Below are 11612 nucleotides of genomic sequence, written 5' to 3' on the forward strand. Positions count from 1 at the left end.
TTCGTGATCAATAAACGGATCAGGCCGAACTCTGTTCCGCGGCCGGCGAAAATTTCTTCGCCGTCAGCGGGGCGCGGCCGCCCGGGCGAGGCGATCTCGGATCGCCTCGCCGAGCCCGTCCTCGGGGATCGGCGCGACCGCGATGGTCTCCGCCCCCGAGGCGTCGAGGTCGCGCAGGGCGCCGAACAGCCGGGCAGCGGCCTCCGCGGGGTCGCCCGCCGGGCTCAGGTTGAGACTGGCGCGCGCGGTCTCGTGACCGGTCGGGGGGCGGGACCCGAACAGCAGGACCGCCTCGCCGGGCTCGACCCGCACCGCGTCGAGGCGGACCCGCGCCCGCGGCGCGTAGTGCGAGGCGAGCATGCCCGGGCCCGCCGGCCGGTCGGCATCCGCCGCCACGGGCGCCGCCGGGTCGAGGCCGAGCACCGCCCGGAGCGCCGCCCGGGTGACGCCGCCGGGCCGCAGCAGCCGCGGCGTGCCGCCCAGGCAGGCCACCACCGTGGACTCGACGCCGACCGGCGTGTCGCCGCCGTCGAGCACCGCGGCGATGCGGCCGGCGAGATCGTCGAGGACGTGGGCGGCCCGGGTCGGGCTCACCCGCCCGGACCGGTTGGCCGAGGGCGCCGCGACCGGCCGCCCGACCTCCGCCAGGAGATCCCGCGCGAGCGGGTGCGCCGGAACCCGCAGGGCGAGGCTCGGCAGGCCGGCGCGGGCGAGGTCGCAGACCCGCGTGCCCGCGTGCGCCGGGACGACCAGGGTCAGGGGTCCGGGCCAGAAGGCCTCCGCGAGGCGGCGCGCCGGCGCGTCGAAGACGCCCTCCGCCAGGGCTGCCGCCGCGTCGGGCAGGTGCGAGATCAGCGGGTTGAAGCGCGGCCGCGCCTTGGCGGCGAAGATGCCCGTCACCGCCCCGGGGTCGGTTGCGTCCGCCCCGAGCCCGTAGACGGTCTCGGTGGGGAAGGCGACGAGGCGGCTAGCCCGCAGGAGAGCGGCGGCCTCCGCGAGGCCGGCCGCGTCGGCGGTGAGCCGCCGGGTCGCGGCCGGGACCGTTGACCCGGGATCATTCATGCGGGAAGCCGTCTCCGAGGTCATGGCGGTGCGAGCCCCGCGCGCCTATCCTCGCCCCGCCCTAGCGCCGGTGCGCGGGCGCGGTCAAACCCGCCCCGGATCGAACGAGCGGGCGGGCCGCCACACGGGAGGATCGTATGAGTTACCGCGCCCCGGTCCCCGAGATGCTCTTCACGCTGCGGCACGTGGCCGGGCTCGACGCGGTCGATCCCGACGATGCCGAGGCGATCCTGACCGAGGCCGGGCGCATCGCCGCCGGCGTGATCGCGCCGCTCAACCGGGTCGGCGACCGGCACGGCACTCCCTTCGCGGACGGGGAGGTCACCACGCCGCCCGGCTGGCGCGAGGCCTACCGCACCTTCACGGAGGGCGGCTGGAACGGGCTCTCGGCCGAGGCCGACCACGGCGGGCAGGGCCTGCCGAAGCTGATCGAGGCCGCCTGCACCGAGATGTGGAACGGCGCCAACCTCGCCTTCGGCCTCTGCCCGCTCCTGACCCAGGGCGGCATCGAGGCGCTGGCGACCCACGGCTCGGACGACCTGAAGGCGCGCTACCTCGCGAAGCTGGTCTCGGGTGAATGGCCCGCCACCATGAACCTGACCGAGCCGCAGGCGGGCTCCGACCTCGCCCTGCTGCGCACCCGGGCCGTGCCGGCGGGCGACGGCACCTACCGGATCACCGGCAACAAGATCTACATCACCTACGGCGAGCACGATCTCGCCGACAACATCGTCCACCTCGTCCTGGCGCGCCTGCCCGATGCGCCCGCCGGCACGCGGGGCATCTCCCTGTTCCTGGTGCCGAAGGTGCTGCCGGACGGCACCCGCAACGACCTGCGCTGCTCTGGCATCGAGCACAAGCTCGGCATCCACGCCTCGCCGACCTGCTCGATGGCGTTCGGCGACGGCGGCGGCGCCACCGGCTGGCTGATCGGCCAGGAGAACAAGGGGCTGGCCTGCATGTTCACGATGATGAACGCGGCGCGGCTCAATGTCGGCCTGCAGGGCGTCGGAATCGCCGAGGCCGCGACCCAGCGGGCGCTCGCCTACGCGCAGGAGCGCCGCCAGGGCAAGGCCGTCGGCGCCGCCGAGGCGACGAGCCCGATCGCCGCCCATCCGGACGTGCAGCGCATGCTGCTCACCATGAAGGCCTCGACGGCCGCCGCCCGGGCGATCTGCTACCTCACCGCCGCGGCCCTCGACGCGTCGAAGGGGCCGGAGGGGCGGGCGGCCCTGGACCGCGCCTCGCTGCTGACCCCGGTCGCGAAGGCCTTCGCCACCGACCTCGCCAACGAGGTGACCTCGCTCGGCGTGCAGGTCCACGGCGGCATGGGCTTCGTGGAGGAGACCGGCGCGGCGCAGCTCATGCGCGACGCCCGCATCCTCGGCATCTACGAGGGGACCAACGGCATCCAGGCCATCGACCTCACCGCCCGCAAGCTGCCGCTGAACGGCGGGGCCACCGCGCGGTCGCAGATCGCCTGGATGCGCCGCGCCGCGGAGGGACTGCTCAAGGCCGGCGACCCGGCCTTCGGCCACATGGCGGCGCGGCTGCGCGACGGGATCGGCAGCCTCGACCGGGCGACGAGCCACCAGCTCGCCGCGCTGAGCTCGAACCGCCCCGAGGCGGCGCTCGCCGGCGCGACGCCGTACCTGCGCCTGTTCGGCCTGACGCTGGGCGCCGCCTGCCTCGCCCGGCGCGCGCTCGCCGCGAGCGCTGCCCGAAAGGCTGGCGAGACGGACCCGGCGCACGCGGCCCGCATCGTGCTCGCCCGGTTCTACGCCGAGAACCTCCTGGTGGCCGCCTCCGGCCTGGAGCAGGCGGTGGTCGAGGGCGGCGCCTTCACGGACGACGCCGCCCTGGCGCTGGCGGTTTGAGGAGCGGATCATGGCCGAACCCGTCACGATCGACGACCTCGCGGGCGGCGTCCGCCTGATCACCCTGAACCGCCCCGAGAAGAAGAACGCCCTCACGGGCGCCATGTACGACGCGATGCGCGCGGGCCTGACGGAGGCCGACGCGTCGGACGCGGTCGGCGCCGTGGTCTTCGCCGGGCAGCCCGGCATGTTCAGCGCCGGCAACGACCTCGCCGATTTCATGGGGCATGCCGGTGATGGATTCAGTTCCTCGCCGGCGCTGGCCTTCATCCGCCAGCTCGCCCGGACCCGCACCCCGATGGTGGCGGCGGTCGACGGGATCGCGGTCGGCATCGGCGCGACCCTCTGCCTGCACTGCGACCTCGTCTACGCGAGCCCGGCGGCGCGCCTGCGCATGCCCTTCGTCGAGCTCGGCCTCGTGCCGGAGGCGGCGTCGAGCTACCTGCTGCCCCTGCGGGTCGGCCGGCTCCGGGCGACCGAGCTGCTGCTCCTGTCCCGGCCGCTCGAGGCCGACGAGGCGCAGGCCCTGGGCCTCGTCAACGCGGTGCTGCCCGCCGACATGCTGGTCGAGCAGGCCATCGCGCAGGCCGCGCGCCTCGCCGCCCTGCCGCGCGGGGCGCTGACGGCGTCCCGGGCACTGATCCGGGGCGACCAGGCGCAGGTCGAGGCGGCCCTGGAGGCTGAGGCGAAAGCCTTCGACGCGCAGCTGCGCTCGCCCGAATCCCAGGAGCGGCTCGCCGCCTTCCTGTCGCGGTCGAAGCCCGCCGCCTCGGCGTGAGCCCGCCCGACCTCTCCCAGAAGATCTGCCTCGTCGCGGGCGCGTCGCGGGGCGTCGGCCGGGGCCTCGCCCGGGCGCTGGGCGAGGCGGGGGCCACGGTGATCGTCACTGCCCGCTCCAGCGAGACCGGCCCGCGCACCGAGATGCGCGCGGAGGCGATCGAGGACACGGCCCGCGCGGTCGACGCGGCCGGCGGGCGCGGGCACCACTACCTGTGCGACCACCGCTCCGAGCGGGCCACCGACGCGCTGGTCCACTGGGCTCTGCGCCGGTTCGGGCGCATCGACGTCGCGGCCTGCAGCGTGTGGAGCGGCAACGAGGGCTACGACGGCGAGCGCTACCCGGACGGGGCCGGCTGGGGCACGCCGTTCTGGCGCCGCTCGGCGGAGCCGTACATCGGCCTCCTCGAGGCCGGGCCGCTCCCGGCCCTGCTGCTCGCCCGAGCGGTCGCCCCCGCCATGGTGGCGGCGCGGGCCGGGCTGCTGGCGCTCGTCTCCTTCGGGACCGAGGATTACCTCGGCGACGTGTTCTACGATTCCGCCAAGGCCGCGACCAACCGGCTGACCCTGGCCTTCGCCCGGGAACTCGCGCCCCACGGCGTCACCGCCCTCGGCCTCTCGCCGGGCTTCGTCGCCACCGAGCGGGCGCGCGACCTCGGTCACATCCAGCACGCCACCGAGAGCCCGCTCTACGCCGGCCGGGCGCTGGCGGCGCTCGCCGCCGACCCCGGTATCGCCGTCCGGGCGGGCGCCGTGCTGCATGCCGGCGACCTCGCGCGGATCTACGGCTTCACCGACGCCGACGGGACGCGGCCGGAGCGGTTCCGCGTCGGGCCCTGACGGGCCGGGACGATTTTGGCGGGACCTGTCGCCCGAATGGCGCAGCCCCGCGGCAAACGGGCCGGATCCGCCCCGGGACCCGTCGGCGGGGTTGATTCGCGGGGCCCGGACGCGCGTCCTGTCGGGATCGGCGGCTCCGATTGCTGCGGGAGCGAAAAACGGCCTTAATTCGCCCGCAGGTCAGGGGAGCGATCCTGTACCCGCCCCGATCTCCGGTCGGGCCGGGACCGTGCGTGTGAACGAGGGAAACTGGCATGTCGGAAGCGAACACGGCCCCGCGCGTGCTGATGGTGTTCCCGAAGTTCTACGAAAACTCGATGTGGAACTTCAAAGAGGCCATGGAGCTGCAGGGCGCCCGCGCGCCCGCGCCGCCGCTGGGCCTCATCACGCTGGCCGCGATGCTGCCGCCGGCCTGGCAGGTGACGCTCGTCAACCGCAACTGCGAGGAACTGACGGACGCGCAGATCCAGGCCGCCGACCTCGTGATGACCGGCGGCATGCTGCCCCAGGAGCCGGACTGCCTCGTGGTCATCGACCGCTGTGTGGCGCTCGGAACCCCGGTCTGCGTCGGCGGCCCGGCCCCGACCTCGACGCCGGAGGTCTACGACAAGGCCGACTTCCTGGTGCTGGGCGAGGCCGAGGGCATTCTCGACAAGTTCGTGGCCGCCTGGGAGGCCGGCGAGCGCCGCGGCCGGCTCACGGCCGAGAAGTTCAAGGCCGACGTCACCAAGAGCCCGATCCCGCGCTTCGACCTGCTGACCTTCAGCCACTACCTCTACATCGGCGTCCAGTTCTCACGCGGCTGCCCGTTCACCTGCGAGTTCTGCGACATCATCGAGCTCTACGGCCGCGCCCCGCGGACCAAGACCACGCCGCAGATGCTGGCGGAGCTCGACCGGCTCTACGGCCTCGGCTACCGCGGCCACGTCGACTTCGTCGACGACAACCTGATCGGCAACAAGAAGGCGATCAAGCTGTTCCTGCCGCACCTGATCCGGTGGCAGGAGGCGCACGGCTACCCGTTCAAGTTCTCCACCGAGGCCTCGCTGAACCTCGCGGACGACGACGAGCTGCTCGGGATGATGCGGGACGCGAATTTCTTCGCCCTGTTCACCGGGATCGAGACGCCCGACGAGGCGACGCTGATCCAGACCCAGAAGAAGCAGAACACCAAGCGGTCCATCGCCGACAGCGTGCACAAGCTCTACGAGCACGGCATGTTCGTCACGGCCGGCTTCATCGTCGGCTTCGACACCGAGAAGGACAGCATCAGCAAGGCGATGTCGCTGTGCATCGGCCAGACCGGCATCCCGATCGCCATGGTCGGCCTGCTCTTCGCGCTGCCGAACACGCAGCTCTCGCGCCGCCTGCGCAAGGAGGGCCGCCTCTACGAGAACTACGCGGCGACCACCGCCGACCAGGGCGACCAGTGCACGCAGGGCATCAACTTCGTGACCCTGCGGCCGCAGCGCGACGTGCTGGCCGACTACCGCGACGTCCTCCAGGAGATCTACGACCCGCCGAACTTCTTCGACCGGGTCCGGGTGGTCGCCCGGCGGGTGAAGCGGCCGAAATTCGCCGCCCAGAAGCTCAACTGGGGCCACATCGCCCACGATCTCTACTCGCTGCTGCGGGTGTGCTGGCGGATGACCGTGCGGCGTCCGGAACTCGCCAAGCACTTCTGGAGCGTGTTCCTGGAGACCGCCCGCCGCAACCCGGCCGCCCTGGAGGCCGTGGTCACCAACATGGTGATCTACCTCCACGTCTACCCGTTCTCGCGCTACGTCATCCGCGAGATCAACGGCCGGATCGCCGACCTCGATGCCGGCCGCTGGGTGCAGCCGCCGGTCCTGGCGCCCGAGGCGGAGACCTGCAAGGCGCCGCCGGTCGGCAAGGTGGTGGCCAAGGCCGAGGTCAAGCACCTCGCCGCGGTGGCCTGAGGGATCCGCGGCCGCTGCGCTTGCGGGCTCGGCCGATCATCGCTAGCTGACCCGCCGCGAGGCCACGTCCTCCCCCCGCCACGCGGGGCACAAGTCCGGGACGGCCCGGCCCTTTCGGGAGGGCCGCCGTGGCCTGGATCTATCTCGTCACCGCGGGCGTGCTGGAGGTCGTCTGGGCCTTCGCGATGAAGCAGTCGGAGGGCTTCACGCGCCTCTGGCCGACCGCCATCATGGCCGTGTCGATGGCCGGCAGCGTCGGCTTCCTAGCGCTGGCCATGCGCACGCTGCCCCTGGGCACCGCCTACACGATCTGGACCGGCATCGGCGCGGTCGGCGCCTTCCTGGTCGGCATCGCCGTGCTGGGGGAGCAGGCGAGCGCCAGCCGGATCCTCGCGGCCGGCCTGATCGGCTCCGGGCTCGTCCTGATGAAGCTGTCGAGCCCCGGCTGAGCCTGAGGCCGAGCCTCAGGCCGCGCGCACGGTGTGCAGGAAGGCGTCGATCTCCCGGCGCAGCTCGGCGGCCTCCTCCGAGAGACTCGACGCCGAGGCCAGCATCCGCGTGGCGGCCGTGCCCGTGTCGTCGGCCGCCCGCGCCACCGCGTCGATCGTCCCGGTGACCGCGCCGGTCCCGGACGCCGCCTCGGCCACGTTCCGGGCGATCTCCCGGGTCGCCGCGCCCTGCTGCTCGACGGCGGCCGCGATCGAGGTCGCCACCCCGTCGATCTCGCGGATGCGCGCCGTGATCCCGTCGATCGCGTCCACGGTCTGCCCGGTCGCGCCCTGGATACGGCCGACCTGACCGGCGATCTCTTCGGTGGCCCGGGCGGTCTGGGCGGCGAGCTGCTTCACCTCGCTGGCGACCACCGCGAAACCGCGCCCCGCATCGCCGGCGCGGGCCGCCTCGATCGTGGCGTTCAGCGCCAGCAGGTTCGTCTGGCCGGCGATGTCGGTGATGAGGCGCACGACGTCGCCGATCCGGCCCGCGGCGGTGCTCAGGTCCTGCACGAGGCCGGCCGTGTCGCCGGCCTGGACCACCGCGCTCCGGGCGAGTTCGGCGGACCCGTCGACCTGGCGGCCGATCTCCTGCACCGAGGCGCCGAGTTCCTCGGCGGCCGCCGCGACCGTGCCGACATGCTGGGCGGCCTCCTGGGCGGCGCCCGCCACCGTGGCCGAGCGCTCCGCGGTGTGCGTGGCCGTGCCGCTCATCGCCTCGGCGTCGGCCCGCAGGCCGAGGGCGGCGTCCGCCACCCGGGCCAGCACGCCGCCGACCGCGGCCTCGAAGGACTCGGCCATGGCGTGGACCGCGCGCCGGCGCTGCGCCTCGGCGCCCTCGCGCGCCAGGGCGGTCTCCCGCTCCAGGGCGCGGGTGTGGATCAGGTTGTCCTTGAAGACCTGCACGGCCGCCGCCATCGCGCCGATCTCGTCGCGCCGTCCCGTATGCGGGACCGGCACGGTCTCGTCGCCCTCGGCGAGGCGGCCCATCGCGCCGGTCATGCGCTCGATGGGGCGCGCGATCCCGAACAGGGCGAACAGCATCGCGGCCGCCGCGACCGCGAGGCCGACCACCGTGGCGATCAGCGCGATCAGCTTGGCCCGCGTCGCCGCCTGCACGGTCTGGGTGACGTTGGCCTCGGTCTGGCCCCGCGCCGCCGCGATCGACTCGGTCAGGCTGGCCACCGCGGCGTCGTTCTGCGCGCCCGTCGCGGGATCGAGCACGAGCGCGAGGGCGCCCGGCTGGTCGCCCGCGATCATCAGCTCGACCACCTGCAGCTGGATGTTCTGATAGGCGTTCCACGCGTTGGTGAAGCGCTCGTAGATCGCCCGGGCTTCCGGGCTCGTCAGGCGGTCCTGATAGGCCTGCCGGAGGCCGGACAGCTCGCCGAGGGCGTCGGTCAGCGCCGTCTGGTTCCTGTCCAGGGCCGCCGCGTCGGGCGAGGCCACCGCGAGCCGGTAGAGCCGCAGGCGCGCGTCCCGCACGGCCGTCCCGATGGCCTCGGCCTGGTTCTGCGCGGGCAGGGCCTGCTGCGAGATCGCCGCGGCGTTCCGCTCGATCTCCGACAGGCTCACGACGCTGGCGATGCCCTGGCCGACGGCGGCGAGGGCGAGCAGGCCGATGGCACCGGCGAGGACCGTCTTGAGGGAGAAGCGCATGGGAGGTTCCGTCTTCGCGGCCGCGCCGCGCCTTCAGGCCCAACCATGCTCCCGTGGAGGTCTTAAGATTCTGTCGGCTCTATACCGGCGTTTGTTGTCAGAGCCACTTCTTCCACCGGAAGAAGAAGTAGGGAAATACCGCCGCCACGACCATCATGATCAGCGCCATCGGGTATCCGAAGGCGAAATCTAGTTCCGGTATGGACTTAAAATTCATGCCGTAGATCGACGCGATCAGGGTCGGCGGCATGAAGACGACTGCCATGACCGAGAACAGCTTGATGATGTTGTTCTGCTCGAGGTTGACGAGCCCCAAGGTCGCGTCGAGCAGGAACTGGATCTTCGTCGACAGGAAGGTGGCGTGCTCCTCGAGGGACTGAAGATCCCGCAGGGTCGAGCGCACGTCCTCGCGCAGGTCGCGCGGGGCCTTGTTGGTCCGGTAGGTCGCCGACAGCGAGAGCAGGATCCGCTCCATGGAGACGAGGCTCTCGCGCTGTTTGGAGATGAGATCGCCGTGCCGGCCCAGCGCCCGCAGCGTGTCCTGCAGCGCGGTGTTGCGGGCGGAGGGATCCTCCTGCACTTCGAAGATCTTGCCCGACAGGCGGTCGATGCGCTCGCCCTGGAGCTGCAGCACGTCGGCGGCGCGGTCGATCACCGCCTCGATCAGCCCGGCCAGGATCGATTCGCCCGAGGGTGTCGAGGCGCCGCCGTTGCCCATGGAGCGCCCGGCGCGCTGCGTGTACATGCGGAAGGCCTGCGGCTCCTCGTGGCGCACCGTCACCAGCCGGTTGCCGCGCAGGATGAAGGTGATGCCGGCCAGCCCCGGCTCCTCGGCGTCGCTGACCTTCGAGAGCACCCGGCCGGTCATGTAACGGGCGCCGTCCTCGACGTAGAGCAGCTCCGAGGGCTCGATGTCCTTCATCTCCTCGCGGGTCGGCACCTCGATGCCCGCGAACGACTCGACCTTCAGTTCCTCCTCGCGGCTCGGGCGGATCAGGTCGAGCCAGACCGTGTCCTCGGGGATCGTGTCCTGGAGATCGATGACGCGGCGCTCAAGCAGCGTGGCTCCGGCGCCGACGGCGGGCTGGTGGATGAAGATCACGTACGGGTCTCGGATGCGGATCGGTCACGGGACAGCGCGGGGCCGCAGCCCGCATCCGGCACCGCGACGGTCGATGCAAGCTGTGCCGCGGATGTGGCGCTGTTTTCTGACGCTTCCGTGACATCGCGGCCCGACCCGTCAGAACAGCTCGATGTCGGGCGCTACCGGGTCGAGGGCTTGGTCGACGACGTGGTCAAGGGCCTGGGCGTCGACGCGGCGCTGGATCTGGGTGACGTAGCGCGCCCGCGCGGTCTCGAGGATCGCCGCCGGCGCGCTCGCCCGCCCCGGCCCGGTGCCGATCAGTCGCCGGCGCAGGCCGTCGAGGCAGAGCTGCAGCGCCGCGTTGGCGGCATCGACCGCCTCGATCTGCTGGCGGACGACGTCCTGGAACTGAACTTGGCCGAAGACCGACAGCACCTCGTCGCCCACCGCCGCATTCTGCGCCTTGACCTCGGCGAGGTCCGTCCGCGCCATCCCGAGGAGGACCCGGGTGGTCGTCTCGGCGATCCCGCCGAGTTCGGCCATCAGCGCGCGGAGGCGCTCCTGCTCGGTGCGGGTCGCGTCGTCCCCGCGATCGGCGATCAGCACCCGGCTGATCGTCTGCTGCGCGTCCGCCACCTGCACGCGCGCCTCGGCCATCGCGGTCTGGGAGGTCTGCGCGAGATCCTGGAGCTCCCGGGCGATGACCCGGAAGCCGGCTCCGTGGGCCCCGGCGCGGGCCGCCTCGATGTTGGCGTTGAGCGCCAGCATCCGGGTCGCCGCCCCGACCTTCTCGAGGCTGAGGATCAGGGCATCGAGCCCGCGCATCTGCCCGACGGCCACTTCGACGGTGCCGCGTTCCTCGCGGGTCTCGTTCAGGCGCCGGTCGAGATAGGCGCCGAGGGCCGCCGCCAGGGATTGCAGCGCGGCGTCGCTCTGCTCGGCGAAGCCGACGATGCGGTCGTGCGCGCCGCCGATGCAGGCGGCGCTGCGCGCCTGGGCGGCGTCGAGCCTCTGCAGCGAGGCGAGGATCGCGGCGGCGGCCGCCTCGGTCTGCGCGACGATGCTGCGCAGCTGCTCGCCCGTCACGGCGAAATAGGGGTCGAGGTCGCCGAGATCCCGGGCCACGGCCTCGGCGCAGGCCGCTCCGTGCGCCGGGGCGGCCGCCGGTTCGGCCCGAAGCGTGACCGCCATCGGCGGGGCATCCGGCTCGACCGCGCGGCAGGACGGTTGCAGCCCGCGGGTCACGAGGCCCCCGCAGAGCGCGGCGGCGGCCGCGAAGAGGAGCTGCGCCGGCTGCGCGATCCCCAGGATCAGCGGCACGGCCCCGACCGCGCCGCCGGCCGCGGCACTGAGCAGGAGCGTCCGCAGCTCGGTCTTCGCGGAGGGACGGGCAGCAATCTGCATCGCGGGAACGGTCATTCGGTCGGAAGCGGTGGCGCGGGGCCGGGCGAGGCCGAGGCCCGCGGAGCGGGCTTCAGCGGAGAGGGGTCGCCCGGATCAGGCGGCGCGGCGCTGAATCGCGGGGGCGACCTGTGTGAGGACCTGCAGCAGCTTGTCGGCCTGGACCGGCTTCACCAGCCAGCCGGTCGCCCCCGCCTGGCGCGCGCCGTCGCGCTTCTCCTGCTGCGATTCCGTCGTGAGAACGAGCATCGGCGTGAAGCGGGTCGGCGCGAGCTTCCGCAACTCCTGGATCAACTGGACGCCGTCCATGCCGGGCATGTGGAAGTCCGTGATCACGAGGGCCGGCTTCAGGCCTGCCTTGACCTTCGCGAGTGCCGTCTCGGCATCGGCGGCCTGTTCGGTTTCATATCCCGAACTGCGAAGTATTCCTGACATGCTCGAAAGAATGGTCGGTGAGTCGTCCACCAGTAATATCGTATTC

10 protein-coding genes are annotated in these 11612 nt (G+C 72.8%); 5 read left to right on the forward strand and 5 right to left on the reverse strand.

Features of this window, described 5'->3' with window-relative positions; genetic code table 11:
* Positions 1 to 63: 63 nt before the first annotated feature.
* Positions 64 to 1062 (reverse strand): L-threonylcarbamoyladenylate synthase, encoded by a 999-nt coding sequence (locus ACX9MN_RS28315; protein WP_234081292.1) that lies wholly within the window; start codon positions 1060 to 1062, stop codon positions 64 to 66.
* A gap of 137 nt (positions 1063 to 1199) precedes the next feature.
* Between ACX9MN_RS28315 and ACX9MN_RS28320 the strand changes: the two genes are divergently transcribed.
* The 5 genes from ACX9MN_RS28320 (at position 1200) to ACX9MN_RS28340 (ending at position 6945) form a co-directional block, all read left to right on the forward strand.
* Complete coding sequence (locus ACX9MN_RS28320) at positions 1200 to 2939, forward strand: acyl-CoA dehydrogenase family protein (RefSeq protein ID WP_489726075.1); 1740 nt, start codon at positions 1200 to 1202, stop codon at positions 2937 to 2939.
* A gap of 10 nt (positions 2940 to 2949) precedes the next feature.
* Positions 2950 to 3717, forward strand: a complete 768-nt coding sequence (locus ACX9MN_RS28325) for an enoyl-CoA hydratase-related protein (protein ID WP_489726076.1) — start codon at positions 2950 to 2952, stop codon at positions 3715 to 3717.
* Positions 3714 to 4556, forward strand: a complete 843-nt coding sequence (locus ACX9MN_RS28330) for an SDR family NAD(P)-dependent oxidoreductase (RefSeq protein ID WP_489726077.1) — start codon at positions 3714 to 3716, stop codon at positions 4554 to 4556. Before ACX9MN_RS28325 ends, ACX9MN_RS28330 begins: the two co-directional genes overlap by 4 nt.
* Positions 4557 to 4810: 254 nt before the next feature.
* Positions 4811 to 6496: a B12-binding domain-containing radical SAM protein gene (locus ACX9MN_RS28335; protein WP_489726078.1), complete on the forward strand. Its 1686-nt coding sequence runs from the start codon at positions 4811 to 4813 to the stop codon at positions 6494 to 6496.
* A 128-nt stretch (positions 6497 to 6624) separates the two neighbouring features.
* Positions 6625 to 6945 (forward strand): DMT family transporter, encoded by a 321-nt coding sequence (locus tag ACX9MN_RS28340; RefSeq protein ID WP_091683019.1) that lies wholly within the window; start codon positions 6625 to 6627, stop codon positions 6943 to 6945.
* A gap of 15 nt (positions 6946 to 6960) precedes the next feature.
* Here the strand turns inward: ACX9MN_RS28340 and ACX9MN_RS28345 are convergent, their stop codons facing one another.
* The 4 genes from ACX9MN_RS28345 to ACX9MN_RS28360 form a co-directional block, all read right to left on the reverse strand.
* Positions 6961 to 8646 (reverse strand): methyl-accepting chemotaxis protein, encoded by a 1686-nt coding sequence (locus tag ACX9MN_RS28345; RefSeq protein WP_489726079.1) that lies wholly within the window; start codon positions 8644 to 8646, stop codon positions 6961 to 6963.
* A gap of 97 nt (positions 8647 to 8743) precedes the next feature.
* A complete protein-coding gene (locus tag ACX9MN_RS28350) occupies positions 8744 to 9748 on the reverse strand; it encodes a magnesium transporter CorA family protein (RefSeq protein ID WP_012320756.1) in 1005 nt (334 codons plus the stop codon).
* A gap of 138 nt (positions 9749 to 9886) precedes the next feature.
* Positions 9887 to 11134, reverse strand: coding sequence for a methyl-accepting chemotaxis protein (locus tag ACX9MN_RS28355; RefSeq protein ID WP_146074033.1), 1248 nt, complete (start codon positions 11132 to 11134; stop codon positions 9887 to 9889).
* Positions 11135 to 11227: 93 nt separating this feature from the next.
* The gene (locus ACX9MN_RS28360) at positions 11228 to 11596 is read right to left on the reverse strand and encodes a response regulator (RefSeq protein WP_085986780.1); all 369 of its coding nucleotides are present in this window, start codon (positions 11594 to 11596) and stop codon (positions 11228 to 11230) included.
* Positions 11597 to 11612: the final 16 nt, after the last annotated feature.

The sequence above is a fragment of the Methylobacterium sp. 1A genome, from assembly GCF_058072805.1.

Coding starts and splice junctions, on each gene's coding strand:
- ACX9MN_RS28355 (WP_146074033.1), bottom strand. CDS start 11,134: ATGCAGATTGCTGCCCGTCCCTCCGCGAAGACCGAGCTGCGGACGCTC.
- ACX9MN_RS28345 (WP_489726079.1), bottom strand. CDS start 8,646: ATGCGCTTCTCCCTCAAGACGGTCCTCGCCGGTGCCATCGGCCTGCTC.
- ACX9MN_RS28315 (WP_234081292.1), bottom strand. CDS start 1,062: ATGAATGATCCCGGGTCAACGGTCCCGGCCGCGACCCGGCGGCTCACC.
- ACX9MN_RS28320 (WP_489726075.1), top strand. CDS start 1,200: ATGAGTTACCGCGCCCCGGTCCCCGAGATGCTCTTCACGCTGCGGCAC.
- ACX9MN_RS28335 (WP_489726078.1), top strand. CDS start 4,811: ATGTCGGAAGCGAACACGGCCCCGCGCGTGCTGATGGTGTTCCCGAAG.
- ACX9MN_RS28325 (WP_489726076.1), top strand. CDS start 2,950: ATGGCCGAACCCGTCACGATCGACGACCTCGCGGGCGGCGTCCGCCTG.